The following is a 26,269-nucleotide window of genomic DNA, read 5'->3' on the forward strand; positions in this document are numbered from 1 at the left end:
CATGGACTTCGGGATCGTGCTGCAGACGGATCCGCCCGCCCGGGACGTCGTGCGGCTGATGAAGGACGCCGAGGACGCCGGGTTCCGCTACGGCTGGACGTTCGACTCCTGCGTTCTGTGGCAGGAGCCGTTCGTCATCTACTCGGCGATCCTCGCGGCCACGTCGTCCCTCGTGGTGGGGCCGATGGTGACCAGCCCCGGCACGCGCGACTGGTCGGTGATGGCGTCGACGTTCGCCACGCTCAACGACATGTACGGCAACCGCACGGTCTGCGGCATCGGCCGCGGCGACTCCGCGCACCGCGTGGTCGGGAAGCCACCGTCCACTTTGGCCACGGTCCGCGACTGCATGCGGGTGGTGAAGGACCTCGCCGAAGGCCGCGCGGTGGAGATGAACGAGACCACCGTGCAGATCCCGTGGATCCGCAACGGCCACCTCGAGATGTGGATGGCCGGCTACGGGCCGAAGGCGCTGAAGACGGTCGGAGAGCACGCCGACGGCTTCATCCTCCAGTGCGCGGACCCGGCGATCGCACGCTGGACGATCGGCGCGGTCCGCGACGCGGCCCGGGCGGCGGGCCGCGACCCGGGTGGCATCACGATCTGCGTCGCGGCCCCGGCGTACGTCGGCGAAGACCTGCCGCACCAGCGCGAACAGCTGCGCTGGTTCGGCGGGATGGTCGGCAACCACGTCGCGGACCTGGTGGCGCGCTACGGCTCGTCGGGCGCGGTGCCGCGCGAGCTGACCGACTACATCCGCGAGCGGGAGGGCTACGACTACAGCCACCACGGCAAGGCGGGCAACCCGTCGACGGAGTTCGTCCCCGACGAGATCGTCGACCGCTTCTGCCTGCTGGGCCCGCCTTCGGCGCACGTCGAACGGCTGCAGGAGCTGGCGGAGCTGGGCGTGGACCAGTTCTCGCTGTACCTGATGCACGACGACCGCGAGGCGACCCTGGCGTCCTACGGCGCGCAGATCATCCCGAAGCTCACCGCGTAGGGCCCGCCCAAACGCCCCAATGTGGCGTTGGGTGCGTCCAGCGCACCCAATGTGGCGTGGGGGGGGGGGGGGGGTCGGCCCCCCCCCCCCCCCCCGGGGGGGGGGGGGGGGGCCCCCCCCCCCCCCCGGGGGGGGGGGGGGGCCCCCCCCCCCCCCCACGCCACATTGGGGCGCATGGGGCCCGCGGTGAGGTTCGCCCTACCCCGGTTCCGGGGGTGCGCACCAGCGCGCCCCCGGTCCCGGCGGCGGGACCATCGGAGCATGAACTTTCCGAAACTCCGTGCTGCGCTGGCTCTGGGGGCCGCCGCGGGTGTGGTGGCGTTGAGCGCGCCCGCAGCAGAGGCGGGCTCCGCCGGAATCGTCTGGGAATCCGCGTGCGCCACCGGATACCAGTGTGGCCACCTCGACGTCCCGATGTCCTATCAGGACCCTTCCGCCGGCACCGTGTCGATCGCCGTCGGCCGGCTGCCCGCCACCGACCAGGCCCACAAGCTGGGCACCATCTTCTACAACCCCGGCGGACCCGGCTCGTCCGGCCGCCTCGCGCCCGCGTTGACACCTTTCCTGCACGAGCGTTACGACATCGTCGGGTTCGACCCGCGCGGTGTCGGCGCCAGCTCGAAGATCCACTGCTTCACCGATCCTTCGCAACTCGAGGTGCTGCAACGGGCGCTCGGCACTTTCCCGTTGACGCGCGCGGCCGAACAACAGCAGATCGCGGACACGAAGACCGTCACCGACCTCTGCGAGCAGAACGGAGGACCGCTCGCGAACCACTTATCGACCGGCACCATCGCCCGCGATCTCGACCGGCTGCGGGCGGCGTTCGGCGAACAGAAGCTGCGGTACTACGGGAAGTCGTACGGCACTTACCTCGGTGAGACCTACGCCAACCTGTTCCCCGGCCGCGTCGGCTCGCTGGCGCTCGACGCCGTCGACGACCCGATGCGCTGGGCGAGCGGCACCGGCCCGATGAGCTACCGCCTGCGCGGCTACGAAGACGGCCCGCGTGCCATCCAGTCCTTTTTGGACGCCTGCGCGGCGCGCTGCCCCTTCGACTACAACGCGATCCTCGACCGCCTCGAAGCCGGCCCGATCACGGTGACGGACACCGCGGGCCAGCAGGTCGTCGTCACCTACCAGAGCGCGATCGCGCAGATCCACGACTACCTGACCGACGCCCAGGCCGCGCCACAGCTGGCGGCGTTCCTCCAGGCACTGGCGGACCCCGCGTCCCGAGCGCCGGTGTCCGCGGGTGGCCTGCCGGACGTCGACTCCCTGCTGGGCGGCGGCGCCACGCTCTGCTCGGACGCGGCGAACCCGCGTGATCCGGCCGTGTGGTGGGACTACGCCCGGCGCGCGGACCAGGTCGGCCGCGGCTTCGGCCGGTACGACGTCTACAAGACGCTGCCGTGTGCGACCTGGGACGTCGCCGACACCGGCCGGTACGCGGGTCCGTGGAACCGGCCGACCGCGCCGGTGCTGCTGCTCGCCAACCGCCAGGGTGACTTGGAAACACCGTATGCCGGGGCGCAGCGGACCGAAAAGCTGCTCGGCAACGCCCGCCTGCTCACCCTCGACACGTACGGCCACGGTTCGCGGGGCAAGAGCGCGTGCGTCGACGCCTGGCTCGACCGCTACTTCGCGGCCGGTTCGGTGCCGGCCCGGGGCACGGTCTGCGCACCGGACCGGGGCCCCTTCGACTGAAGGTAGGCCATCGCCGCTTCGGGATCCCCGAGCCAGCCTTCGTAGTCGGCCGGGTTCTCGAAGAGGTGCGCGAACCGGTGGGCCACTTCGGGAACGCGTTGCGCGGTGTCCAAAGTGGCCAGCACGTGGTCCGGCGGCGGGGCCAGGAGGTCGTTGGTGAAGCGCGTGGCGTGCCGGGCGTGCTGCCAGTAGCGGGCGAAGGCGGCGTGCATGAACTCTTCGTCGAACGGCCGGTCGGCGCGCTCGACGATGGCGTCCTGGTAGGCCCGGGCCGCGCGGGCGGCCATGTTGGCGCCCTGGCCGCCGACCGGGTCGTTGGTCACCGCGGTGTCGCCCATCGCGAGGACCTTCGCCCCGGACGGCAGGGTGCCGACCGGGTGGCGCACGACCGGCGTGATCCGGCCGTGCAGCAGTTCGGTCGGCGCCGCCGGGTGGGCGTTGTCGAGCAGTGCGGCCTGCCACGGGTAGTGCGTGCGCAGGAGCTCGCGGGCGGTCTCGTAGTGCTGGTCGACGTCGGTGACGCCGTCCCAGACGTCGGTCGGGCCGCCCGGGTGGCCGAAGAAGCCGATGCCGTGCACGGGGCCGTGGACCGAGAGCACGGGCAGCAGGAAGAACTCGCCGGCCGGGGCCATGCCGAAGGTGAGGCCGGGCACGGCGTCGAGCGTGCCGGCGACGTAGAGGATGCCGATGGCGCGCTGCGGTTCGCGGTAGGGCGAGCGGTCGTCGTCGCGCGGGAAGAGCGCGTCGAACTGCGGCCCGCGCCCGGCGGCGACGATGAGCAGGTCGACCTCGCGAGCGTGTTCGTCGAGATCGGCCGGAGTGACACGGCCAATCCAGGTGTCACCACCCAGGCGATCGAACTCCGCCATCCAGTCGGCGACCTTGACCCGCTGGTCGACGGACTGCGCGGGCCGGTCGAGGGCGGCGCGCCAGGCGATGGCGGGCGCCACGCCTTCACCGGCGGCGGCGAAGTCGACCTCACCGATGGGCGGGGCCGCCCAGAAGTCGATGCCGAGCTCGCGTTCCCGCTGGAGGGCGGGCTGGAAGACGCACTGGTTGGAGACGAGCCGGCCGCCCCGCACGTCTTCGGCGGCACGCTCGGCGAAGACGGTGACGTCGTAACCGAGTTGCCGCAGCCCGATGCCGAGGACGAGCCCCGCTTGCCCCGCTCCGACGATCCCGATCCGCCGCATGGCCGCCCCTCCCCCGGAAAACCCTTTGCTGCCAACGTACTCGTTTTCGGCAAACGGGCACCGCCCGATCGGGCGGCCGCTAGGGTGGGCCGGTGACGGAACCACCGAAGGGATTCGACCGCACACTCCTCCTCCGCGACGGCCGCCGGGTCCGGGTCCGCCCCCTCACCCCGGCCGACGCCCCGGAGCTGGGCGAAGCGATCCGCAACGCGGACCCGGAGACGCTGCGCAGACGGTTCTGCGGCTCGGCCCCCAGGGTGACGCCGAAGTTGCTGGAACGCCTGACGGTGCTGGACTACGAGCGCCGGTTCGCCCTGGTGGCCCGTGCCCTGGAGGGCCCGGGGGTGGCGGTGGCCCGCTACGAGGCAACGGGCCGGCGCATGGCGGAGGTGGCGATCGCGGTGGCCCCGGGCTGGCGCCGGGTAGGGCTGGCGTCGGCCCTGCTGCACATGCTGGGGCTGGCGGCACTGGAGCGAGGCTTCGACCGCTTCACGGCGGTGTATTCGGCGGACAACCGTCCGGTGGCGGAGCTGATGGACTACGCGCGTGGGCGCAAGGTGATCGCGGAGGGGGTGGCGGAGGCGGAGGTCCGGCTGCGGGACCACCCGGAGGCGCCGCCCGTGGTCGTCTCGGAGCCGGCTTTTTCGTTTTTTCAGCGGAGTCCGTAACAACGCGGGCGAGCGCACCGATCCAGGCCGGGCACCTCGTTCCCCGCAACAGAACGGCACCGGTATGGACATCGCGGAGCGCGCCCAGGCACTCGCCCTGAAGATCCGCAAGCACAAGGACGGCATCGAGACCGAAGAGGCGACGAAGAACGCCTTCGTGATGCCGTTCATCAGCACCGTTCTCGGGTACGACGTGTTCAACCCGGCCGAGGTGATCCCCGAGTTCACCGCGGACGTGGGCGAGGCGAGAAGATCGACTACGCGATCGTGCACGACGGCCAGGTGCAGGTGCTGGTCGAGGCCAAGAAGATCAACGACCCGCTCCGCCTCGAGCACGCGTCGCAGCTCTTCCGCTACTTCGCCGTCACGAACGCCCGGATCGCGATCCTGACCAACGGCCAGGTGTACGAGTTCTACACCGACCTCGAGGCGCCGAACCGGATGGACGCCAAGCCGTTCCTGGTCCTGGACTTCGCCGACATCGACGACACTCTCCTGCCCGAACTCGCCAAGCTCACCAAGGAGTCCTTCGACCTCGACTCGGTCATCAGCGCCGCCGGCGAGCTCAAGTACATCGGCCAGCTCAAGCGCATCCTCGCGGCGCAGTTCAAAGAACCCGAGGACGAATGGGTGAAGTTCCTGACGACGCGGGTCTACGAGGGCGCGTTCACCCAGCGGGTCCGGGAGCAGTTCGGCCCGCTGGTGGCCAAGGCGACGAGCCAGTTCCTGAACGAGCAGGTCAACGACCGGCTGAAGAGCGCGCTCGGCGGGCCCGACTCCTACGTCAGCGTGTCGGCCGGCACGCCGCAACCCGAGCAGCCGCAGCCTGCCGCCGAAACCGCCGAAGTCCCCGAAGGCGAGCGCGTCGTCACGACCGAGGAGGAGCTCGAGGGCTACCGGATCGTCCGCGCGATCGTCTGCGCCGACGTGCCGGCCGCCCGGGTCGCGGCCCGGGACACCCAGACCTACTTCGGTGTCCTCCTCGACGACAACAACCGCAAGCCGATCGCGCGGTTGTGGTTCAACCGGTCGAAGAAGTACCTCGGCGTGTTCGACGAGAACAAAGCCGAAACCCGGCTGCCGATCACGAGTGTCGAGGACATCTACCAGCACGCCGGGCACCTGCGGGCCACGGTGGCGAGGTACCTGAGCCCCGCTCAGTCCACCAGCGCCTGGTAGACCAGCTGCCTCAGCTGCGGCCTCAGCCGATAAGTACTCGACGGCAACAGCTGCGTGTAGAACCCGACGGTCAGATCCTCATCCGGATCCACCCAAAAAGCGGTGGAAGCCGCCCCGCCCCAGGCGAACTCTCCCGCCGAAGACAGCGTCCGTGCCTTCACCGGGTCCTCCAGCACCGAGAAGCCCAGCCCGAACCCGTGCCCGTCGAACGGCATCTCCGCGAACAACGGGCGGCCGAAGGCCTCCAGGTCCACGTGGCCCGGCAGGTGGTTGCTCGCCATCAGCGCCACCGTGCGCGGGGACAGCAACCGCACGCCGTCGAGTTCTCCGCCCCGCACCAGCATCTCCGTGAACCGCCAGTAGTCCGAGGCCGACGACACCAGGCCGCCGCCGCCCAGGAAGCAGTCCGGGCGGGATGTGCCCAGCTTGCCGAACGCGTCGTTGCGGACCGCGCGACCGGAAGACGCCACGTACAACGCAGCCAGGCGCGAAAGGGAAGAAGCCACGAAGCCCGTGTCCGTCATGCCCAGCGGCGTGAAGATCCGCGACGACAGGAACTCGTCCAGCGGCAGCCCCGACACGACCTCGACGAGCCGGCCGAGGACGTCCGTCGCCACCGAATAGTTCCACTCCGCTCCCGGCTGGAACAGCAGCGGCAGCGAAGCCCACTGCTCGCAGCACCCGGCCAGGTCCAGGCCCGGCGGTGTGCCCCACTCGTGGCCGGCCGCGCGGTACATCGCGTCCACCGGGTGGCCGTGGTGGAAGCCGTAGGTCAGGCCCGCCGTGTGGGTCAGCAGGTGCCACACGCGAATCGGTGCGCGGGCCGGCTCGGTCAGCGGCGCCAGGGCCGACCCCTTGACGAACACCCGCGGCGCTGCGAACTCCGGCAGCCACCGCGAGATCGGGTCGTCCAGCTCCAGCAGGCCCTCTTCGGCCAGCATCATCGCCGCGACCGACGTGATCGGCTTCGTCATCGAGAAGATCCGCCACAGCGTGTCGGTCTCCACCGGGAGCCCGGCTTCGACGTCGCGGTGCCCGCCGCGGCCGACGTGCACGATCCGGCCGTGCCTGCTCACCACCGCCAGCCAGCCCGGCAACCGGCCGTCCTCGACGTACCGGTCGAAATGGGTGTCCAGCCGGGCGAGCCGGTCCGCGTCGAAGCCGGCTTCGGCCGGGTCGACGTCCACCTTCAGTTCTGCCATCCCGCGAGGTTACTTTTCGCGCGCCCGTTCGGCCGCTTTCTCCTCGCGCCAGGCCTCGTCGTTCTTCCCGACGCGCCAGTACCCCGAAATCGACAGCAGGTCGCGGCGCATCCCGCGCTCGTCGAGCAGGTACCGCCGCACGTCGCGGACGAACCCCGCTTCCCCGTGCACGAACGCCTGGACCACGCCGTCGCGCCACTCCAGCGCGCGCACCGCCGCAGCGACGTCGCCGCCCGCCGACCGGTGCAGCCACGTGATCTGCGCGTCGGCCTTCGTCACCAGGGCCTGTTCCTCGTCGGCGTTCTCGACCAGGATCACGGCCTGCGCCGGGACACCCGCCGGCAGCGCTTCGAGCGACGCCGCGATGGCCGGCAACGCGCTTTCGTCCCCGGCCAGCAGGTGCCAGTCCGCCTCGGCGCCGGGCGCGTAGGCACCGCCCGGCCCCGACAGCAGCAGCTCGTCGCCCGGCTGAGCGGACGCGGCCCACGGGCCGGCGATGCCCTCGTCGCCGTGGTGGACGAAGTCGAAGGTCAGCTCGCCGGCCTGCGGGTCGAACGCCCGGACGGTGTAGGAGCGCATCCGCGGCCAGTGCTCGCGCGGCAGCGTGGCCCGGCACTCCTGGACGTCGAACGGCTCCGGGTACTCGACGCCCGGCACCTTGAACAGCACCTTGACGTACGCGTCGGTGAACGCGTTGGGCGTGAAATCGGCGATGCCGTCGCCGCCCGCGACGATCCGGATCATGTGCGGGGTGAGCCGCTCGGTGCGCAGCACCCGCAGCCGCACCGCGGGACGCCCGGACCGACGGGGTGCTTCAGCCATCGACAACTCCAACGCAGATTCCACGCACTAAGCCTTACCTAACTCAGCCTACGCGCCGACGCCACCGCCCTCCTTCCCGCACGTGACTAGTTCCTCGAGCAGCCGGGCAAAAGCGACAGCCGTCCGCGCCCGGAAGCCGATGAAGAAGCGGTTGGCCGGCGGGACACCCCAGCGGCCCCAGGACGCGGCGTTGACCACGCGGTGCTCGACGCGCGCCCCCGCCGGGTCGGCCGTGACGCGGTATTCGCCGCGGTACCACCAGCCGCCCTGCACCGCGAGGAACCCCCGCTCGCGGTCGACCTCCGTCCGCATCGGGTACGGCCCCCCGGTCACCCGCCGCAGGACCTCCTCGAACACTTCCGCGGGCGGCCGCGCGACGACCCCCGACACCTCCGCAAGCGTTTTCACCCGCGCGGATCCGAGACGCGCGTGTTCTGGAACGCGGTGATCAGCCACTCGCCGCCCTCCTGGACGAGCACGAAGCTCACCGTCGATTCGCGTCCCTCGTCGGTGGTGTCCGCGCCGGTGAGCGACGAGCCCCCGCCCACGACGACCACGGCGACGTCCGGGCGGACGAACCGGACCTTGGCCCTCGCGTCGAGCCCGCCGGTCAGCTTCGACCCTTTCAGCGGCCCCTCGAACAGGGCGCGGTGTGAGCTTTCGATCGCCTCCCGGCCCGGGAAGTTCATCCCGAAGAACGTGACGTAGTCCGCGTCCTCGGTGAAGAGCCGGCCGTAGGCGGTGGCGTCGGCGGAGTTCCAGGCGTCGGTGAGCCGGCCGAGCACGGCGCGGACGTCGGCTTCGGCGGTGGTGGTGGTCATGAGATCCCCTTTCGCGAACGTCGTTCGTTCGACGAACACAGTTCTACTTACGAACGGCGTTCGCGTCAAGTACAGTGTTCGCGTGACCGTTCCCCCTCCGCCGTGGCGCAGCACCCCTCGTCGTCGCGCCGCGAAACCCGCGCTGTCCCAGGACCTGATCGTCAAGACGGCCCTGGAGATCCTGGCGAAGGAGGGCCTCGACGCCGTCACGATGCGGCGGGTCGCCCAGGAGCTCGAGACGGGGCCGGCGTCGCTCTACGCGCACGTGTCCAACAAGGACGAGCTGGCGGAGCTGATGCTCGACGCCGTGCTGGCCGAAGCGCCGGTCCCGGAGCCGGACCCGGCCCGCTGGGACGAGCAGGTGAAGGAGCTGGTCCGCGGCCAGATCCGGGTGATGGTCGCGCACCCCGGGATCGCGCGCGTGGCGTGGGACATCGCCGTGCCGGTCACGCCGAGCTCCCTGCGGCAGGGCGAAGCGATGCTGGCCGTGCTGCGCGCGGGCGGCCTGACGCTCAGGCAGGCGACCTTCGCGGGTGACGCGCTGTCGTTGTACGCCAAGGCGTACGCCTACGAAGCGAGCGGCTGGACCTGGGGCGACATCGACGAAGCGGAGACGGCGAAGCGCGGCGAGCAGATGGTCGCGTACATGCGCTCACTGCCCGCCGACGCGTTCCCGAACATGCTGCGCATCGGCGAGTTCTTCTCCGCCGAAACGGCGACCGAACGCCTCGAGTTCGCCCTCGACGTCTACCTCGCGGGGCTGAAGGTCGTGGCGGCGAAGAACTAGGGCGCCAGGACGATCTTGCCGCGGGTGTGCCGCCGCTCCAGCTCGCGGTAGGCGTCGTGGACCTCGGCCAGCGGGTAGACCCGCGCGATCGGCACCTCCAGCAGCCCCTTGCCGATCAGCAGGCTCAGCTCGCGCAGCACCTCGGCCGACGACGCCGCCGCGTTGCCGTCGGTCTTGACGTTGTACTTCGCCGCGGCCTCGAAGTCGATGACCGTGTCGATCCGCCCGGGGTGGATGCCCAGGTGCAGGGCCAGTTCGACGTACCCGGAGCCGAACGTGTCGACGAACGCGTGGACACCCTCCGGCGCCGCCTCGCGAATTCGCTCGAGGACGCCCTCGCCGTAGGAGACCGGGACGACGCCCAGCGAGCGCAGCCATTCGTGGTTGGCTTCGCCGGCCAGGCCGATCACCTTCGCGCCGGTCAGCTGGGCCAGCTGCACGGCGAGCGAGCCCACGCCGCCCGCGGCGCCGGACACGACGACCGTCTCGCCTTCGCGGGCGCAGACCGCGCGCACCGCCGCGTAGGCCGTGGTCCCGGCGACGAACAGCGCGCCCGCCGCCTCCCAGGACACCCCGTCCGGCCGCGGCGTGAGGTTCGCGGCCTCCGCCACGACGAAGTCGGCGTGGCTGGAGCGCGTCTCGACGAAGCCGATCACCTCGTCGCCGACCGCGATCTCCTCGACGCCCTCGCCGAGCTCGGCGACGACGCCGGCGAAGTCGCTGCCCTGACCGGACGGGAAGGTCGCGGGGAACCGCTCGTGCAGGAAGCCCCGGCGGATGGCGGCCTCACCGGGGTTGATCCCGGCGGCCTGGACTTCGACGAGCACCTGACCCGGCCCCGCGACGGGCAGGGCGACGTCCTCGACGCGCAGGACATCCACGTCGCCGTACTGGTCGAACCTGATCGCGCGCGCCATGGAGGCCTCCTCTAAGTCGTTGCTCGATACAAGCAACGACCGGGTGCCGCGATTTAATCCCGTCAGCCCGCCAGGCGCCGGACCACGCCGTCGGCCAGCAGGCGGCCGCGGTCGGTGAGCACCGCGCGGCCCCGGGTGTCCAAAGCGGACGGATCGAGCAGGCCTTCGGCGGCCGCGGCCCGCGCTTCGGCCAGCCCCGGCTCGTCCAGGACATCGAGCGGCAGCCCTTCGGCGACGCGCAGTTCGAGCATGATCCGTTCGAGGTGCTGGTCGTCGTCGGTGAGCACCTCGCGTCCGCCCGCGGGCGAGTCACCGGCGGCGAGCAGCGCCGCGTAGCGCGCCGGGTGCTTGACGTTCCACCAGCGCACCCCGCCGACGTGGCTGTGCGCGCCCGGACCGGCGCCCCACCAGTCGTCGCCGCGCCAGTAGCCGAGGTTGTGGCGGCAGCGCGCGGCGTCGTCCGCGGCCCAGTTCGACACCTCGTACCAGCGCAGCCCGGCCGCCGACAGCGTCGCGTCGATCATTTCGTAGTCCGCGGCGAGCACGTCGTCGTCCGGCGCGGGCAGCTCGCCGCGGCGGACCCGGCGGGCCAGCGCCGTGCCCTCCTCGACGATCAGCGCGTACGCCGACACGTGGTCGACGCCCGCGGCCAGGACGGCGTCGAGCGTCGCGAGCAGGTCGTCCGGTCGCTCCCCCGGCGTGCCGTAGATCACGTCCAGGTTCACGTGCTCGAAGCCGGCCGCCCGCGCCTCCGCGGCGGCCTGGCCCGGCCGGCCCGGGGTGTGCACGCGGTCGAGGATCTTCAGCACGTGCGGCGCGGCCGACTGCATGCCGAGCGAGACACGCGTGTAGCCGGCCTCGCGGATGCCGGCGAAGAACTCCGGCGACGTCGACTCCGGGTTCGACTCGGTCGTCACCTCGGCGCCCGGGGCCAGCCCGAAGACGTCGCGGACGGCGTCGAGCACCGAGCCGAGGCCGGCCGCGCCGAGCAGCGACGGCGTGCCGCCGCCGACGAACACGGTGTCGACGGCGGGCGGCACGACGAGCACGCGCGCGGCCAGCTCCAGCTCGCGCCGCAGCCCTTCGAGCCAGGACTGCGGCGACGAACCCGAGTCGAGCTCGCCCGCGGTGTAGGTGTTGAAGTCGCAGTAGCCGCAGCGCGTCGCGCAGAACGGGACGTGCACGTACACCCCGAACGGCCGGCTGCCGACGCCCTCGAGGGCGCTTTCGGGCAGCGTGAGGTCGGTCGGGGAATCGGGCATACCCCGATTGTCCCTTACGAAGCCGGGAGGTTCGCCGCCACCCACTCGGGGTCCGGCGCGATCATCTCGATGACGTCGAGCAGCACGCCGTTCGGATCGGCGAAGTAGAAGTGCCGCTGCCCGTAGACCTCGTCGACGACCGGTGTGACGAGCTCCACGCCCGCGTCGGCCAGCCGCTTCGCCTCGGCGGCGGCGTCCTCGACGACGAGCCCGAACGACACCCCCGAGGTCGGCTGCGCGCGGAAGCCTTCGGGGACCGACTCGTGGCCCCGCTGGACGAAGCTGATCTCGTAGCCGGGCGCGCCCGCGTTGATGCTCGCGAACCAGTCCAGCTCGACCGTGACCGGCAGGCCGACCACGTCCTTGTAGAAGCGGGTGGTCGCGGCGACGTCGTCGACCAGGTACCCCGCCCCGAAACCCTTGACCTGCATCCCCAGTTCCTCTCCTCAAACCACTATGTCCGTAGTACTCTAACCGTAGTGGTTTGAATCGGGCAAGGAGGATTTCGTGCGGCAGAACACCGAGCGCCGGACCGCGCTGACGGACGCGGCCATCGAGGTCCTCGCCCGGGACGGCGCGCGCGGGCTCACCTACCGCGCGGTGGACACCGAGGCCGGCGTGCCGCCGGGGACGACGTCGAACTACTTCCGCGACCGCGACCAGTTGCTGGCCGAAGCCGGCGAACGGGTCCACATCAGGCTGTCCGCGCCGGCGGAGGTGCTGGCCGACCCGCGGGCGGAAGAGCCGTCGACCGGCCGGGTCACCGCCCTGCTCGGCGACCTGATGACGCGGCTGACCACCCGCCGCAGCTCCTACCTCGCCCTGCTCGAACTGCGCCTGGAGGCGAACCGGCGTCCCGAGCTGGCGGCGGCCCTGACCGCGACGATGAAGGAGAGCTTCGAGATCAGCGTCGGCTTCCACGAAGCCGCCGGACTGCCCGGCGGCCGGGACGAGGTCCTGCTGCTCTATCTGGCCCTGACCGGCCTCACCGTCGAGCGGTTGACATTGCCCGAAGCCCTCGCCGGGTACACGGACGCGCAGGTCGTGGGCCTGCTGGTCGACCGCATTCTCCCAGGCGAGTGACCCTGCTCCCACCATCCGGGCAGACCTGGACCACATTGTGGGCACGTGACACGCTGGCGCCGTGACTCATGCCGGTGTTCTCCTCGTGGCCCGCCGCCACGTCGACCTCCTGCGGGTCGCGAGCGCCCTCTGCGTACCCGTTCGCTGATTGCCGTCGCCACCACCTGCCACGAATCTGGACAGCCGGCGCCGGAGGAAACCCGCGAGCCGGTGGTCCTCCGCCGCCACGAAAAGCCTCTCGGAGGACGCCGTCATGGCCACGCCCACGCGTCAGACACCCGCCCGCCCCGCGCGCGCCAAGCAGAAGCGCGGTGAGGGGCAGTGGGCGCTCGGTTACCGGGAGCCGCTGAACCCGAACGAGCGGTCCAAGAAGGACGACCACCCGCTCAACGTGCGGGCCCGGATCGAGAACATCTACGCCCACCGCGGGTTCGACGCGATCGACCCGGGTGACCTGCGCGGCCGGTTCCGCTGGTTCGGCCTCTACACCCAGCGCAAGCCGGGGATCGACGGCGGCCGCACCGCGACGCTGGAGCCCGAAGAGCTCGACGACCGCTACTTCATGCTGCGGGTCCGGCTCGACGGCGGGGTGCTCAGCACCGACCAGCTCACGGTCCTCGGCGAGATCTCGCAGGCGTACGCGCGCGACACCGCCGACATCACCGACCGGCAGAACATCCAGTACCACTGGATCCGGATCGAGGACGTGCCGACGATCTGGGCGAAGCTCGAGAACGCCGGCATGACCACGATGGAGGCCTGCGGCGACAGCCCGCGCGTCATGCTCGGCTCGCCGGTCGCCGGCATCTCCGCCGACGAGATCATCGACGGCACCCCGGCGCTGGAGGAGATCAAGCGCCGCTACATCGGCAAGCCCGAGTTCGCCAACCTGCCGCGCAAGTTCAAGACCGCCATCTCCGGCCAGCCCGACGTCGCGCACGAGATCCACGACGTCGCCTTCGTCGGCGTGAACCACCCGGAGCACGGCCCCGGCTTCGACGTCTGGGTCGGCGGTGGCCTGTCCACCAACCCGATGCTCGGCCAGCGCCTCGGCGCCTGGGTGCCGCTCGACGAGGTGCCCGACGTCTGGGAAGGCGTCATCTCGATCTTCCGCGACTACGGCTACCGCCGGCTGCGCTCGCGGGCCCGGATCAAGTTCCTGGTCAAGGACTGGGGCGCCGAGAAGTTCCGGCAGATCCTGCAGGACGAGTACCTCAAGCGGGAGCTGATCGACGGCCCGCCGCCGGTCGACCCGGCCGTGCCGATCGACCACGTCGGCGTGCACCCTCAGGTCGACGGCAAGTCCTACGTGGGCGCGGCGCCGATCGCCGGGCGCGTCTCCGGCGGCACGCTGGTCGCGGTGGCCAAGGCGGCCGAGCGGGCCGGGTCCGCGCGGGTCCGGCTCACCCCGCAGCAGAAGCTCGTCGTGCTGGACGTCCTGCCGGATCAGGTCGCCGGGCTCCAGGCCGAGCTGGCCGAGCTGGGGCTGGAGACGAAGCCCTCGCCGTGGCGGCGCAACGTGATGGCGTGCACCGGGCTGGAGTTCTGCAAGCTCGCGATCGTCGAGACGAAGGCCCGCGCGCAGCAGCTGGTCGCGGACCTCGAGAAGTCCCTCGCGGACATCCAGGACGGCCTCGACACGCCGGTGACCGTGCACCTCAACGGCTGCCCCAACTCCTGCGCGCGGATCCAGACCGCGGACATCGGGCTCAAGGGCCAGATCGTCACCGACGCCGACGGCAACCAGGTCGAGGGCTTCCAGGTGCACCTCGGCGGCGGCCTCGGCCTCGACGCCGGGTTCGGCCGGAAGCTGCGTGGCCACAAGGTGACCGCGGCGGAGCTGACCGGGTACGTCGAGCGCGTCGTGCGGGCGTACGTGGCCGGACGTGAGCCCGGTGAGCGCTTCGCGCAGTGGGCCGCTCGGGCCGAGGAGAGTGCCCTCCAGTGACCGAGCGCGCGACGCCGTTCTACTGCCCCTATTGCGGCGACGAGGATCTGCGGCCGGAAGAGAACGGCGGCTGGCTTTGTTCGGCCTGTCGCCGGGTTTTCTCGGTCAAGTTCCTCGGACTGTCCCTTCCGGAGGTGTCCCGATGACCGCCACTGCCGACTACAAGACGCTCGCCGAGCGCGCGTCGAAAGAACTCGCCGAAGCCACCGCGGACGAAGCGATCCGCTGGACCGTCGACACGTTCGGCGACGACTTCATCGTCGCGTCCAACATGCAGGACGCCGTCCTGATCGACCTCGCCACGAAGGTGAAGTCCGATGTGGACATCCTGTTCCTCGAGACCGGCTACCACTTCCCGGAGACGATCGGCACGCGCGACGCCGTGCAGACGGTCTACCCGGACGTGAAGATCGTCAACGCGCAGGCCGAGCAGAGCGTCGCCGAACAGGACGCGGAGTACGGCGAGAAGCTGCACGACCGCGACCCGACGCTGTGCTGCAACCTGCGCAAGGTCGTGCCGCTGCGCAAGACCCTGGCGAACTACTCGGCATGGATCACCGGCGTCCGCCGCGTCGACGCGCCGACCCGCGCGAACACCCCGATCGTCACCTGGGACGACCGCAACGGCCTGGTGAAGATCAACCCGATCGCGGCGTGGACCGACGACGAGTTCAACGGCTACATCCAGGACCACGGGATCCTCGAGAACCCGCTGGTGTCCATCGGGTTCCTGTCGATCGGCTGCGCACCCTGCACCGCTCGCGTGGAGCCGGGCCAGGACCCGCGCAGCGGCCGGTGGGCCGGGCAGAGCAAGACCGAGTGCGGACTGCACGGCTGAGGAAAGGGACGCATGACGACCTTGGAGCCCGCTACCGATGCGGCGCAGGACAATCTCGCGGCTTTGGAGTCCGAAGCCATCCACATCTTCCGCGAAGTGGCGGGTGAGTTCGACCGGCCGGTGATCCTCTTCTCCGGCGGCAAGGACTCGACGTTGCTGCTGCACCTGGCGATCAAGGCCTTCTGGCCGGCGCCGGTGCCGTTCCCGCTGCTGCACGTGGACACCGGGCACAACTTCGACGAGGTCATCGAGTTCCGCGACCGCGTCGTCGAGCAGCACGGGCTGCGGCTGGTCGTGGCGAAGGTCCAGGACTGGATCGACGACGGCCGCCTGGAGGAGCGCGCCGACGGGATGCGCAACCCGCTGCAGACCACGCCGTTGCTGGACACGATCGCGGAGAACAAGTTCGACGCCGTGTTCGGCGGCGGCCGCCGCGACGAGGAGCGCGCCCGGGCGAAGGAGCGGATCTTCAGCCTCCGCAACGCTTTCGGCCAGTGGGAGCCGCGGCGGCAGCGGCCCGAGCTGTGGAACCTCTACAACGGCCGGCACCGCCCGGGTGAGCAGGTCCGTGTCTTCCCGCTGTCCAACTGGACCGAGGCCGACGTCTGGAACTACATCGCCCGCGAGCAGGTCGAGCTGCCGTCGATCTACTACGCGCACCAGCGCGAGGTGTACCTGCGCGACGGGATGCTGCTGGCCGAAGGCCCGTGGGGCGGCCCGCGCCCGGGCGAGGAGATCCGCGAGCGGACGGTCCGCTACCGCACCGTCGGCGACGGCTCGTGCACCGGGGCGATCGAGTCCACCGCCGCCACCGTCGAAGACGTCATCGCCGAGGTTTCGGCGTCGCGGCTGACCGAACGCGGCTCCAGCCGCGCCGACGACCGCATGTCCGAAGCGGCCATGGAAGACCGCAAGCGTGAGGGGTACTTCTGATGAGCTCGCTGCTTCGCCTGGCCACCGCCGGGAGCGTGGACGACGGGAAGTCCACCCTGGTCGGCCGGCTGCTCTACGACACGAAGTCGGTGCTCGCCGACCAGCTCGACGCCGTCACCCGCGCGTCCGTCGACAAGGGACTGTCCACTCCGGACCTGTCGCTGCTCGTCGACGGCCTGCGCTCGGAGCGCGAGCAGGGCATCACCATCGACGTCGCGTACCGGTACTTCGCCACGCCCAAGCGGTCGTTCGTGCTGGCCGACACGCCGGGGCACGTGCAGTACACGCGCAACACCGTCACCGGCGCGTCGACCGCGCAGCTGGCCGTGCTGCTGGTCGACGCGCGCAAGGGCGTCATCGAGCAGACCCGGCGGCACGCGGCCGTGCTGGCCCTGCTGGGTGTGCCGCAGCTGGTGCTGGCGGTGAACAAGATCGACCTGGTCGGCTACGACGAGGCGACGTTCACCGTGATCGCCAAGGAGTTCGCTTCGCACGCCGAAACGCTCGGCTACGCGCGGGGTTCGGTGCTCGCGATCCCCGTGTCGGCGCTGGAAGGCGACAACGTCGCGACGCGGTCCGAGCGGACGCCGTGGTACTCCGGCCCCAGCCTGCTGGAGCACCTGGAGGACGTTCCGGTCGCGCCCGACCCGCACGACTCGGCACTGCGGTTCCCGGTGCAGTACGTGATCCGCCCGCGCACGCCCGAGTACCCGGACTACCGCGGCTACGCGGGCCAGATCGCCGCGGGCACGGTGCGTCCCGGCGACGAGATCGTCGTGGTGCCGCAGGGCATCCGCAGCCGCGTCGAGCGCATCGACACCGCCGACGGCCCGCTCGAGGAGGCCGGCGCCGGCACGTCGGTGACACTGGTGCTGGCCGACGAGATCGACATCTCCCGCGGCGACCTGATCGCGGCCGCCGACGCGCCACCGCGGGTCACCGACGAGATCACCGGCACGCTGTGCTGGCTGTCGTCGAAGCCGCTGAAGGCCGGCGCGCGGGTGCTCGTCAAGCACGGCACCCGCACGGTCCAGGCGCTGGTCGGCGAGCTGCACGCGCGCTTCGACGAGCAGACGCTGTCCAGTGTGGACGCACCGGCTTCCTTGGAGCTGAACGACATCGGCCGCGTTTCCCTGCGGCTGGCCGAAGAGCTGGGCGTCGACGACTACGGCGTCAGCCCGCGCACCGGCGCGTTCCTGGTGATCGACCCGAAGGACGGCGACACCCTCGCCGCGGGCCTGGTCGGTGAGCGCTTCTCGTGACGCCACCCCTGGTCGCCGTCGCGCACGGCAGTCGTGACCCCCGCTCGGCGGCGACCGTGCGGGCCCTCGTCGACGTCGTGCGCGACCGGGCGCCGGGAGCTCCGGTGCACGAGTCCTTTTTGGACCTGTCCACGCCGAACGTGACGGACGTGCTCCGTGGCCTGTACTCCGAGGGCCACCGGAGCGCGGTCGTGGTGCCGCTGCTGCTGGGCAGCGCGTTCCACGCCCGGGTGGACCTGCCGGCGCTGATCGCCTCGGTCGGTTCCGAGTGCCCGGGTTTCCGCGTCGAGGTGTCGGACGTCCTCGGCGCGGACCCGGCCCTGGAGGCGGTGGCCCTGGACCGGCTGGCGGCCGCACCCCGCCGCCGCGGCACGGGCGTGCTGCTCAGCGCGGTGGGTTCGTCCAACGCGTCGGCGAACGCGGTCGTGGCTTCGCTCGCCGCGCGCTGGGAAGAGCGGCTGGGGATCCCGGTGAGCGAGGCGTTCGCGTCCGCCACCCAGCCGGCCATCCCCGCGGCGGCCGCCCGGCTGCGTTCCCGCGGCGTGCGGCACCTGGTCGTGGCGTCGTGGTTCCTCGCGCCGGGTCTGCTGCCGGACCGCATCGCGGCACTGGCCCGCGACGAGGACCCACGCGTGTTCGTCGCGGCACCCCTGGCCGATGACCCGCGGGTCGCCGACGTCGTGATCAGCCGGTACGCCTCCGCGATGAGCGGGCTGCTCCGCCAGTACGCCTGAGCACCGGCAACACCGCCAAAAGGCGAGTCTTATTCACATTTGTCGTCACTCCGCGCGCATGGCAACGGTAAATCCTTGACGCGCTAGTTAACTTGCCGGTAACTATCTAAGCGCTGCGCAGCTTTCTCCCTCCCCTCTTGAAACCGCAGGTAGGTGGATACAGATGAAAGCTCTTCACCTTTCCAAGCTCGGCGTTCTGGTCGCGGCCGCGGCCCTTCCGATCGCCCTCGCCGCCCCCGCTTCGGCGGCCACGACCATTGCCTTCGACTGCCAGGCCGACGCCCCCATCGTCGGACCGCAGCAGGTGTCGCTCAACCAGGACGCCGACGTCACCGCGCCCGCGACGGTCGCCCCCGGCGGCGCGTTCGACGTCGTCATCGATCCGGCGCCGAACACCGTGCCGGGTGACGTCAGCGGGAACAAGGTCAAGAACATCAACACCTTCGCGCTGAAGTTCCCGATCCCCGCCAACTCCACCTACGTCGGCGCGGACCTCGCCGGCGGGTCCGGGCTCGGCTCGACCGCGCCGACCATCGCGGTCGCGAACGGCGTCGCGACGCTGAGCTTCCCCGGCCCGATCGCCGGGGGCGCGACGTTCGAGCTGCCCACCATCACCGCCCACCTGACCGCGGGCCAGTCGGGCACCATCGAGACGAAGCTGTCCGGCACCAGCTACAGCGACCCCGGCCTGACGTTCAAGGCCGTGGCGAGCAGCATCATCGGCGACGTCACCGCGCCGACGGCCTGCTTCCCCAACCCCAGCCCGGTCTTCACCACGACGACCATCGGCTGACCGCGAGCCACCCTGCGGGCGGGGTTCCGCCCGTAGGGTGGCCGCATGGGGAACTTCGAACTCGCTCAGGTCAACATCAGCCGGATGAAGACGCCGCTGGACGACGAGTCCTTCCGCGACTTCGTCGACAACCTCGAGCCCGTCAACGCCCTCGCGGACGCCGCTCCGGGGTTCGTCTGGCGCCTACAGACCGAGGACGGCGACGCGACGTCGGTCCGCGCCTTCGAATGGGATGTCCGCGGCACGTCCGGGATCCTGGTCAACATGTCCGTGTGGACGTCGGTGGAGACGTTGGCCGCCTTCGTCTACTCCGCCGGGCACGTGGCGATCATGAAACGCCGCCGCGAGTGGTTCCACCACGTCCGCGAAGCGATGACCGTGCTGTGGTGGGTCCCCGCCGGGCACCGGCCGGCCACCGCGGAGGCCGAGGAGAAGATCAAGCACCTGCGCGTCCACGGGCCGACACCCCAGGCGTTCACGCTGAAGCAGCACTTCTCGCCGGTCGCGGAAGCCCGCGAGGGTGACCCCGGCTGGCTGTGCCCCGCGTAACACCGGTGCCGCGCGGGGAGTGTGCAAGGGTGTCGGCATGGCTGACGAACTGGTGCACTACGACGTGGTGGGCGGCACCGCCACGATCACCCTGGACTCCCCGCACAACCGCAACGCGCTCTCGGCGCAGCTTCGCCGGGAGCTGTCGGGCTCGCTGGCCAAGGCGGCCGCCGACGACGCCGTCCGCGTGATCGTGCTGACCCACACGGGTCCGGTGTTCTGCGCGGGGATGGATCTCAAGGAGGCTCGCGGCGCCGGTGCGGGCGACCAGGGCGTGAACGAGTTCCCGAAGATCCTCGAGCAGCTGTGGACCAGCCCCAAGCCGGTGGTCGCCCGCCTGGCCGGCCCCGCCCGCGCCGGCGGCATCGGCATGGTGGCGGCGTGCGACATCGCGGTGGCGGTGCCGGAAGCGACGTTCGCCTTCTCCGAGGTCCGCATCGGCGTGGTCCCGGCGGTGATCTCCCTGACGGTCCTGCCGAGGCTGAACCCCCGCGCGGCGCACGAGCTGTTCCTGACGGGCGACACCTTCGACGCCCGCCGCGCGGTGGAGATCGGCCTCCTCAACTCGGCGACGTCCGACCTGGACGCCGAGGTGGCCCGGTTCGTGAAGGCACTGGCGGCGGGCGGCCCGACGGCCCTAGCGGAGACGAAGGCCCTGCTGAGCCGCCCCCGCCCGGCGACGCCGTCGGAAGGGTTCGAGGAGATGCTCGGCCTGTCGGCGAAGTTCTTCGCGAGCGAAGAAGGCCAGGAGGGCATCCTGGCGTTCGCCCAGAAGCGCAAGCCGAACTGGGTCCCCGAGGACTGAAGCGCCCCAATGCCACATTGGGTGCGTCCAGCGCACCCAATGTGGCGTTCGGTGCGTCCAGCGCACCCAACGCCACATTGGGGCGCTTGGGTCACACCCGGACGCGGGCCTGCTTGCCGGGGACCAGCGCGAGCAGGCCGGTGATCCCGCCACACGCCGCGGCCACGAGGTACACCGGCGCCAAACCCCCGGCCTGGTAAGCGATTCCGAGCACCGCGACCCCGAGCGTCTGCCCGAACTGGCGGGTCGTGGTGAGGATGCCCGCGGCCATCCCCGCCCGTCCCGGCGGGGCCGCGGCGGCGATCGCCGCCCCCATGGCCGGTCCCGCGATCCCCACGCCGACGCCCGTCACCGCCAACCCGGCCGGCACCGGGAAACCCAGCAGCAGCACGCACCCGAGCCCGCCCACCAGCACCCCCGCGCCGAGCAGCACCCGCGGCGGGAACCGGCGCAGCACCCTGCCGGCGAACGTCGACGTCAGGAACGACGCCACCGCGAGCGGCGCCAGCACGAGCCCGGCCGCGACCGGCGACCGCGAAAGCCCCAGCCACAACGACACGTACACCAGCGCGGCGAACGTCGACGTCGACGCGGCCGCACACGCCACCACCGTCGTGAACCCGCGGTCCCGGAACAACTTCAGCTCCAGCAACGGCACCGGGCGCCGCCGTTCCACCACGAAGAAGACGCCGAACGCGACCACCGAAACCACCAGCGCCGGCCACCACCCGGACGTCAGCCCGTGCACCAGGCTCGCCGCGCCGATCGCGAACCACACCGCGCCCGCGAGGTCGAACCGGCCGGGCACGCCCGGCGGATCCGGCCGCAGCACCCGCAGTGCGAACAACGCCGTCAGCACCGCCGGCGGCACGTTGACGAAGAAGATCGCCGCCCAGCCGAAGTACTCGGTCAGCACCCCGCCGGCCACCGGCCCCAAAGCCGCGCCGAGGCCGTTCACCGCGAAGAACACACTGATCGCCGTCGCCCGTGCGCGACCCTCGTAGCAGGCGGCGAGCAACGCGAACCCCGTCACCGCCAACGCCGAGCCGCCGGCGGCCTGCACCCCGCGCGCGGCGATCAGCGTGCCGATGTCCGGCGCCAGCCCACAGCCCAGCGACGCCAGCCCGAACACCGCCAGCCCGGCGAGGTAGACCCGCCGCAGGCCCCAGCGGTCGGCGAGCGAGCCCATCGCGAGCATCAGCACGGCCAGGACCAGCGTGTAGACGTCCGGCACCCACTGCAGCTGCGCCATCGACGCCGAGAACCCGGCCCCGATGGCGGGCAAGGCCACCGTCACGACCGTGGTGTCCAGCAGGAACAGGAACGAGCCCGCGCAGACCGCGAGCAGCGGCCACCACTTGCGCATCGAAATCTCCCTTCGGTTGCCCCGAAGAGTGCGATCGCGACGCCGATCGCCACCAGACAAGTCGATAAATCCGCCGGATACCGTCATGAGCTAGCGTTGAAGCATGGAAACCGTCACGCTCGACGACGTCGACCGCGGCCTGGTCCACGCCCTGCAGCTCGACGGCCGGGCGCCGATGCGGACCCTCGGGCAGGTGCTCGGCGTCTCGGAGAACACCGTCGCCCGGCGCTACCAGCGGCTGCGGACCGCCGGTGTCCTGCGCGTCACCGGCGCGGTCAACGGCGGCGAAGCCGGCTACACGAGCTGGACCCTGCGCCTGCGCACGACCCCGGACGCCGGGGCCGCCGTCGCGGACGCGCTGGCCGGCCGCGCCGACGTCTCGTGGGTGCACCTGCTCTCCGGCGGCACCGAGATCTCCTGCACCGTGCACGCACCCGGCTCGGCCGGGCGGGACGACCTCCTGCTGCGCAAGCTGCCGCGTGCGAGCCGCGTAACCGCTGTTTCGGCGCACGAACTGCTGCACACGTTCGCGCTCCCGGACGGCTGGGGCGGGCTGCACTGCCTGTCCCCCGGCCAGATCGAGCGGCTGCGCCCGCCGCCACCCGAGGGCGCCGGTGTCCCGCCGGAGCCGGCCGACCGCCCCCTGCTCGACGCACTCGCCCACGACGGGCGCGCGAGCTACACCACCCTGGCCAAGGTCACCGGCTGGGCCGACTCGACGGTGCGGCGCCGGATGGAGGTGCTGCGCCGCCACGGCACGCTGACCTACCACCTCGACCTCTCGCCGGCCGGGCTCGGTTTCCACTCGGAGACGCGGCTGTGGCTGACGGTGTCACCGGCGCACCTGGCCGCGGCGGGCGAAGCGCTGGCGAGCCACGCGGAGACGTCGTTCGCCGTCGCGACGACCGGCCCGACGAACCTCACGGCGATGGTGAACTGCCGCGACGCACGCGACTTCTACCGCTACCTCACCGACCGCGTGGCCGGGATCCGCGGGGTGCAGACGCTCGAGAGCGCACCCGTGATCCGGACCGTCAAGCGCCTCACGCGTCCGGCAGGACGACCGTGAGCCGCCACGAGCCGGCGCTGCGCCCGCTCGGCCCCAGCGCGCGCTGCGCGTCGGACAACACGCTGCGGATCGCCAGGTACGTCTTGGGTTCGGCCTTGCGCAGCGCCTCCGAGCCGGGCCAGATCAGCACGTGCTCCCCCCGCGGCAGCCAGGAAAGGTCGGTCAGGCAGTCGTAGAGCGCGTCGAGGTTGTGCCCGAAGTAGTCCGGAAAGGACAGTGCGTCGGCGAACGCGCCGAGCGTGCTGGCCTTGTCCACGGTGGGCCGCGAGTTCACCAGGTGCGGGTACGCGCCCCTCGCGAAGGCCTCTTCCGCGGCGGCCTTCGCCTGCTCCGAGGCGCTCATCGGGCCGGGTCCACGACGACGAACGACGCGTAGTGGTCGCCGGTGTAGTACACCTCGTGCGACGAGCCCGTGATCAGCCGGCGCGCGCCGCGGTCGGCGCTGCCCGGGGTCTTCACGGTGTACTCGTGGTAGTAGCCGGTCTTCTTGCCGGGCAAGAGTTTCTCGCGGTTCTGGAACACGACGTCGTCGTTGCGCGGGTACGGGTACGGCCCGCCCTGCTGGATCAGCTTCCACGTGTCGGCGGCCTGCGTGGGCAACGCGGACAACGCCTTCAGCGGCAGACCCGAGTCGGCGCCCGGCACGGCCGCGCCGCCCTGGGCGGGTGCGCCGGCGGAGGTGCTCGGCGCGGTCGTCGAGCCGTCGCTGACGACGTCCTTGACCAGCCAGCCCCCCAGCACCAGCACGAGGAGCCCGATCAGCGCGGCGGTGATCCGCCTTCGGTTGAACATGGTGCGCCAGCCTAGGACGGGGTGTCGGAGCGGTCGTCGTCACGCCCCGGAGTGAGCCGGCGGGCGAAGAGGCCCACGAGCTTGTCGAGCACCCACGCGGCGGCCAGGCACAGTGGCACGACGACCACCATGACCAGCACGAACTGGACCGGGAACCACGCCTGGGCGAGCCACAGCTCGACCCCGTCCCACCAGTCGGCAAGCCCGTTGAACACAGTGTGAGCCTACGCGCGCTCTACTGCCCCCGCGCTTCCGGGGAGGTACGTTGCCACTCATGTTCGCCGTGTACGCGCAGGAACCCAACGCCGAAAGCCCGCTGGACTCGCTCGTCGTGGGCGAGCGACCCGAACCCGACGTGCCGGACGGCTGGGTCCGCGTGCACGTCAAGGCGGCCAGCCTCAACATGCACGACCTCTGGACGCTGCGCGGGGTCGGGATCAAGCCCGAGCAGTTCCCGATGATCCTCGGCTGCGACGGCGCCGGGACCCTCGACGACGGCTCCGAGGTCGTGCTCCACTCCGTGATCAACGCGCCGGGCTGGCAGGGTGACGACACCCTCGACCCGAAGCGCACCCTGCTCACCGAGAAGCACCAGGGCACCTTCGCCGACCAGGTGATCGTCCCGGCCCGCAACGTCGTCCCGAAGCCCGCCGGGCTCACCTTCGCCGAAGCCGCCACGATGGGCACGGCCTGGCTGACCGCCTACCGGATGCTCTTCGTCAAGTCCGGGCTGCGGCCGGGCCAGACGATGCTCGTGCAGGGCGCCTCCGGCGGCGTCTCGACGGCGCTGGTGCAGCTGGGCCGCGCGGCCGGGTTCCGGGTCTGGGTGACCGGCCGCACCGAGGAGAAGCGCGCGCTCGCTTCGAGCCTCGGCGCGCACCAGACGTTCGAGTCGGGCGCGCGGCTGCCCGAGCGCGTCGACGCGGTGTTCGAGACGGTCGGCAAGGCCACCTGGTCACACTCGGTGAAGTCGCTCAAGCCGGGCGGCATCATCGTCGTCTCCGGTTCGACCAGCGGCCCGGACGCCGGCGCCGAGCTCCAGCGCGTCTTCTTCCTCCAGCTGCGCGTCTCCGGCTCCACCATGGGCACCCGGGACGAGCTCGCGGACCTGCTCGGCTACCTCGACCTGACCGGTGTCCGGCCGCAGATCGGGCAGGAACTGCCGTTCGAAGAGGCAGCCAAGGGGTTCCAGGCGATGCTCGACGGCGACACCGCCGGCAAGATCGTCTTCACCCGCTGACCCCGCTGAGCTGGGCGGATCCGCTTGTTCCGCCCGGCTCAGCACATGGTGAATCTTTAACGTACTCAGTTCGAGATCTGGTCGTTAGCACCGAAATTCGACCAAAACCCAATGGTCGCAAGGTAATCTGTAGTCATGACCGCGACGCAGCGGCCCGACTCGGCTGGACCGGGCGGCCGGCCCAGCAGCGACCCGGACCCGATCCGGGTCTCCTTCCGGCGCTACGCCGGTGTCCGCACCCGTGTCCTCGAGGTCGGGGAAGCCACACCGGAGCCGGAGCTCCCCCGCCGGTCACTGCGCCGGCGCTCGGCCGCGGGACACCTGAAGCCCACGGCGCCGCGCCTGGTGCTGCTGCACGGTTACTGCGACAGCGCCGACACCTGGCGCCCCGCCCTGGAGCAGCTCGCGGCCGCCGGGATCCCGGCGGTCGCGGTCGATCTGCCCGGCTTCGGCGACGCGCAGCCGCTGCGGCCCGGCCCGATGCTGCCCCAGCTCGACGCGTTCACCACCGCCGTCGTCCGCGAACAGGCCGTGCTCGGCTCGGTCGTGCTGGCCGGCAACTCCCTGGGCGGCACGATGAGCCTGCGCGCGGCACAGACTGCGGTGGATTCCTTCTCGGCGGAGAAGAGTGCCTCGAAGGGCAGACTGCCGATCTCGGGCGTCGTGTCCATCGCCGCGCCGGGGTTCGTCGACTCGTGGCTGATCCGCACGGTGGCGCGCTATCCGCTGCCGCTGCGGCTGTACTCGTCGCTGCCGGTCCCGGTGCCGGGCTTCCTGGTGCGCAAGGTCGCCGAGCAGGTCGTCCCGCGGCTGCTCTACGCGAACTCGGGTGCGGCGGACGCCACGCAGGTCCAGCGGTTCACCGCGCTCTTCCCGGACTACCGGGCGACCAAGAGCCGGCTGGAGGAGGCCCGCCAGCTCGTCGCGGAGCTCGCCGACGCCTACCGGCTCGACTCGGTGAAGGTCCCGCTGCTGGTCGTCGCGTGCGGCAAGGACAAGCTCGTCACCGCGGCGTCCGGGCGGCAGCTGCACACGCTGGTGCCGCACAGCAGGCTGCTGGTCCGCGAGGACTGGGGGCACTGCCCGCAGCTGGACGACCCGGTCGAGATCGCGGAGCTGCTGGCCTACTTCGCGGCGAGCGCGGTCCGGACCACCCAGGCCAAGCGCGCCGTGGTGGCGGCGACGGAGGCCGTGAGCGAAGACACCGCGGCGGGCTGAGCGGCTCACGCTGTCTTCACACCGGGATCGCGGTAGGTTCCGGCGTTGGGTCCGTGATCCGGGCCCGTCCACCGCGACGTT

At 71.4% G+C, this 26,269-nt stretch carries 31 protein-coding genes; 19 read left to right on the forward strand and 12 right to left on the reverse strand.

Going from position 1 to position 26,269, the window contains the following annotated elements; translation table 11 throughout:
* Position 1: 1 nt before the first annotated feature.
* Together M8542_RS10670 and M8542_RS10675 are read left to right on the forward strand one after the other, a co-directional pair.
* Positions 2–1,000 carry a TIGR03842 family LLM class F420-dependent oxidoreductase gene (locus M8542_RS10670; RefSeq protein WP_257919904.1) on the forward strand — a complete coding sequence of 333 codons (999 nt, stop codon included), beginning with the start codon at positions 2–4 and terminating at the stop codon, positions 998–1,000.
* Between the two features lie 261 nt (positions 1,001–1,261).
* On the forward strand, positions 1,262–2,707 hold the full coding sequence (locus tag M8542_RS10675; RefSeq protein ID WP_257919905.1) for an alpha/beta hydrolase: 1,446 nt from the start codon (positions 1,262–1,264) through the stop codon (positions 2,705–2,707).
* Here M8542_RS10675 and M8542_RS10680 read toward each other — a convergent pair.
* Positions 2,638–3,900, reverse strand: a complete 1,263-nt coding sequence (locus M8542_RS10680) for a styrene monooxygenase/indole monooxygenase family protein (protein WP_257919906.1) — start codon at positions 3,898–3,900, stop codon at positions 2,638–2,640. The genes M8542_RS10675 and M8542_RS10680 overlap by 70 nt on opposite strands.
* Positions 3,901–3,992: 92 nt before the next feature.
* Between M8542_RS10680 and M8542_RS10685 the strand changes: the two genes are divergently transcribed.
* Together M8542_RS10685 and M8542_RS10690 are read left to right on the forward strand one after the other, a co-directional pair.
* Complete coding sequence (locus tag M8542_RS10685) at positions 3,993–4,568, forward strand: GNAT family N-acetyltransferase (protein WP_257919907.1); 576 nt, start codon at positions 3,993–3,995, stop codon at positions 4,566–4,568.
* Between the two features lie 267 nt (positions 4,569–4,835).
* The gene (locus M8542_RS10690) at positions 4,836–5,747 is read left to right on the forward strand and encodes a restriction endonuclease (RefSeq protein ID WP_257919908.1); all 912 of its coding nucleotides are present in this window, start codon (positions 4,836–4,838) and stop codon (positions 5,745–5,747) included.
* Here M8542_RS10690 and M8542_RS10695 read toward each other — a convergent pair.
* The 4 genes from M8542_RS10695 to M8542_RS10710 are packed head-to-tail and all read right to left on the reverse strand — an operon-like array spanning position 5,726 to position 8,592.
* Positions 5,726–6,949 carry a serine hydrolase domain-containing protein gene (locus M8542_RS10695; RefSeq protein ID WP_257919909.1) on the reverse strand — a complete coding sequence of 408 codons (1,224 nt, stop codon included), beginning with the start codon at positions 6,947–6,949 and terminating at the stop codon, positions 5,726–5,728. The two genes, M8542_RS10690 and M8542_RS10695, sit on opposite strands and share 22 nt — an antisense overlap.
* 9 nt (positions 6,950–6,958) lie before the next feature.
* Positions 6,959–7,771: a siderophore-interacting protein gene (locus M8542_RS10700; protein WP_257919910.1), complete on the reverse strand. Its 813-nt coding sequence runs from the start codon at positions 7,769–7,771 to the stop codon at positions 6,959–6,961.
* A gap of 48 nt (positions 7,772–7,819) precedes the next feature.
* Entirely contained in the window at positions 7,820–8,179 is a 360-nt protein-coding gene (locus tag M8542_RS10705; protein WP_257919911.1) for a hypothetical protein, read from the reverse strand.
* Complete coding sequence (locus M8542_RS10710) at positions 8,176–8,592, reverse strand: SgcJ/EcaC family oxidoreductase (protein ID WP_257919912.1); 417 nt, start codon at positions 8,590–8,592, stop codon at positions 8,176–8,178. Before M8542_RS10710 ends, M8542_RS10705 begins: the two co-directional genes overlap by 4 nt.
* A gap of 82 nt (positions 8,593–8,674) precedes the next feature.
* Here M8542_RS10710 and M8542_RS10715 point away from each other — a divergent pair, with 82 nt between their 5' ends.
* Complete coding sequence (locus M8542_RS10715) at positions 8,675–9,379, forward strand: TetR/AcrR family transcriptional regulator (protein WP_257919913.1); 705 nt, start codon at positions 8,675–8,677, stop codon at positions 9,377–9,379.
* On the opposite strand, the gene M8542_RS10720 is transcribed toward M8542_RS10715, so the two are convergent.
* The 3 genes from M8542_RS10720 to M8542_RS10730 form a co-directional block, all read right to left on the reverse strand.
* The gene (locus M8542_RS10720; RefSeq protein WP_257919914.1) at positions 9,376–10,296 is read right to left on the reverse strand and encodes an NADP-dependent oxidoreductase; all 921 of its coding nucleotides are present in this window, start codon (positions 10,294–10,296) and stop codon (positions 9,376–9,378) included. The two genes, M8542_RS10715 and M8542_RS10720, sit on opposite strands and share 4 nt — an antisense overlap.
* Before the next feature lie 62 nt (positions 10,297–10,358).
* Complete coding sequence (gene hemW, locus M8542_RS10725; protein WP_257919915.1) at positions 10,359–11,558, reverse strand: radical SAM family heme chaperone HemW; 1,200 nt, start codon at positions 11,556–11,558, stop codon at positions 10,359–10,361.
* A gap of 14 nt (positions 11,559–11,572) precedes the next feature.
* The gene (locus M8542_RS10730) at positions 11,573–11,989 is read right to left on the reverse strand and encodes a VOC family protein (protein WP_257919916.1); all 417 of its coding nucleotides are present in this window, start codon (positions 11,987–11,989) and stop codon (positions 11,573–11,575) included.
* Between the two features lie 76 nt (positions 11,990–12,065).
* On the opposite strand from M8542_RS10730, the gene M8542_RS10735 reads away from it, so the two are divergent.
* The 11 genes from M8542_RS10735 (at position 12,066) to M8542_RS10780 (ending at position 20,503) form a co-directional block, all read left to right on the forward strand.
* Positions 12,066–12,641 carry a TetR/AcrR family transcriptional regulator gene (locus tag M8542_RS10735; protein WP_257919917.1) on the forward strand — a complete coding sequence of 192 codons (576 nt, stop codon included), beginning with the start codon at positions 12,066–12,068 and terminating at the stop codon, positions 12,639–12,641.
* 61 nt (positions 12,642–12,702) lie between these two features.
* Positions 12,703–12,789, forward strand: coding sequence for a putative leader peptide (locus M8542_RS50620; protein WP_350310667.1), 87 nt, complete (start codon positions 12,703–12,705; stop codon positions 12,787–12,789).
* Positions 12,790–12,894: 105 nt separating this feature from the next.
* A complete protein-coding gene (locus M8542_RS10740) occupies positions 12,895–14,589 on the forward strand; it encodes a nitrite/sulfite reductase (protein WP_257919918.1) in 1,695 nt (564 codons plus the stop codon).
* Positions 14,586–14,735: an Insertion element protein gene (locus M8542_RS10745; RefSeq protein ID WP_103348823.1), complete on the forward strand. Its 150-nt coding sequence runs from the start codon at positions 14,586–14,588 to the stop codon at positions 14,733–14,735. The genes M8542_RS10740 and M8542_RS10745 overlap by 4 nt, the downstream gene beginning before the upstream one ends.
* Positions 14,732–15,427, forward strand: coding sequence for a phosphoadenylyl-sulfate reductase (locus M8542_RS10750; protein ID WP_257919919.1), 696 nt, complete (start codon positions 14,732–14,734; stop codon positions 15,425–15,427). The genes M8542_RS10745 and M8542_RS10750 overlap by 4 nt, the downstream gene beginning before the upstream one ends.
* Before the next feature lie 12 nt (positions 15,428–15,439).
* Positions 15,440–16,360 (forward strand): sulfate adenylyltransferase subunit CysD, encoded by a 921-nt coding sequence (gene cysD / locus M8542_RS10755; protein WP_257919920.1) that lies wholly within the window; start codon positions 15,440–15,442, stop codon positions 16,358–16,360.
* Positions 16,360–17,622 carry a sulfate adenylyltransferase subunit 1 gene (locus M8542_RS10760; protein ID WP_257919921.1) on the forward strand — a complete coding sequence of 421 codons (1,263 nt, stop codon included), beginning with the start codon at positions 16,360–16,362 and terminating at the stop codon, positions 17,620–17,622. Before cysD ends, M8542_RS10760 begins: the two co-directional genes overlap by 1 nt.
* Positions 17,619–18,356: a sirohydrochlorin chelatase gene (locus M8542_RS10765; protein ID WP_257919922.1), complete on the forward strand. Its 738-nt coding sequence runs from the start codon at positions 17,619–17,621 to the stop codon at positions 18,354–18,356. The genes M8542_RS10760 and M8542_RS10765 overlap by 4 nt, the downstream gene beginning before the upstream one ends.
* Before the next feature lie 163 nt (positions 18,357–18,519).
* Positions 18,520–19,149 carry a cyclase gene (locus tag M8542_RS10770; RefSeq protein WP_257919923.1) on the forward strand — a complete coding sequence of 210 codons (630 nt, stop codon included), beginning with the start codon at positions 18,520–18,522 and terminating at the stop codon, positions 19,147–19,149.
* A gap of 45 nt (positions 19,150–19,194) precedes the next feature.
* Positions 19,195–19,698: a DUF3291 domain-containing protein gene (locus M8542_RS10775; RefSeq protein ID WP_257919924.1), complete on the forward strand. Its 504-nt coding sequence runs from the start codon at positions 19,195–19,197 to the stop codon at positions 19,696–19,698.
* Positions 19,699–19,735: 37 nt separating this feature from the next.
* Positions 19,736–20,503 (forward strand): enoyl-CoA hydratase family protein, encoded by a 768-nt coding sequence (locus M8542_RS10780; protein WP_257919925.1) that lies wholly within the window; start codon positions 19,736–19,738, stop codon positions 20,501–20,503.
* Positions 20,504–20,594: 91 nt separating this feature from the next.
* Here M8542_RS10780 and M8542_RS10785 read toward each other — a convergent pair whose 3' ends face one another.
* Positions 20,595–21,869 (reverse strand): MFS transporter, encoded by a 1,275-nt coding sequence (locus tag M8542_RS10785; protein ID WP_257919926.1) that lies wholly within the window; start codon positions 21,867–21,869, stop codon positions 20,595–20,597.
* Positions 21,870–21,972: 103 nt separating this feature from the next.
* On the opposite strand from M8542_RS10785, the gene M8542_RS10790 reads away from it, so the two are divergent.
* Complete coding sequence (locus tag M8542_RS10790; protein WP_257919927.1) at positions 21,973–22,938, forward strand: Lrp/AsnC family transcriptional regulator; 966 nt, start codon at positions 21,973–21,975, stop codon at positions 22,936–22,938.
* Here M8542_RS10790 and M8542_RS10795 read toward each other — a convergent pair.
* Genes M8542_RS10795 through M8542_RS10805 form a run of 3 tightly spaced genes read right to left on the reverse strand, consistent with a single transcriptional unit; the run spans position 22,913 to position 23,945 of the window.
* Positions 22,913–23,281, reverse strand: a complete 369-nt coding sequence (locus tag M8542_RS10795; RefSeq protein ID WP_257919928.1) for a barstar family protein — start codon at positions 23,279–23,281, stop codon at positions 22,913–22,915. The genes M8542_RS10790 and M8542_RS10795 overlap by 26 nt on opposite strands.
* Positions 23,278–23,730 carry a guanyl-specific ribonuclease gene (locus M8542_RS10800; protein ID WP_257919929.1) on the reverse strand — a complete coding sequence of 151 codons (453 nt, stop codon included), beginning with the start codon at positions 23,728–23,730 and terminating at the stop codon, positions 23,278–23,280. Before M8542_RS10800 ends, M8542_RS10795 begins: the two co-directional genes overlap by 4 nt.
* A gap of 11 nt (positions 23,731–23,741) precedes the next feature.
* On the reverse strand, positions 23,742–23,945 hold the full coding sequence (locus M8542_RS10805) for a hypothetical protein (RefSeq protein ID WP_257919930.1): 204 nt from the start codon (positions 23,943–23,945) through the stop codon (positions 23,742–23,744).
* A gap of 59 nt (positions 23,946–24,004) precedes the next feature.
* Here M8542_RS10805 and M8542_RS10810 point away from each other — a divergent pair, with 59 nt between their 5' ends.
* Both M8542_RS10810 and M8542_RS10815 read left to right on the forward strand, forming a co-directional pair.
* The gene (locus tag M8542_RS10810) at positions 24,005–24,970 is read left to right on the forward strand and encodes a quinone oxidoreductase family protein (RefSeq protein ID WP_257919931.1); all 966 of its coding nucleotides are present in this window, start codon (positions 24,005–24,007) and stop codon (positions 24,968–24,970) included.
* A gap of 135 nt (positions 24,971–25,105) precedes the next feature.
* Positions 25,106–26,188: an alpha/beta fold hydrolase gene (locus M8542_RS10815; protein WP_257919932.1), complete on the forward strand. Its 1,083-nt coding sequence runs from the start codon at positions 25,106–25,108 to the stop codon at positions 26,186–26,188.
* Positions 26,189–26,269: the final 81 nt, after the last annotated feature.

The sequence above is a fragment of the Amycolatopsis iheyensis genome, from assembly GCF_024703995.1.
Lineage (GTDB): Bacteria > Actinomycetota > Actinomycetes > Mycobacteriales > Pseudonocardiaceae > Amycolatopsis > Amycolatopsis iheyensis.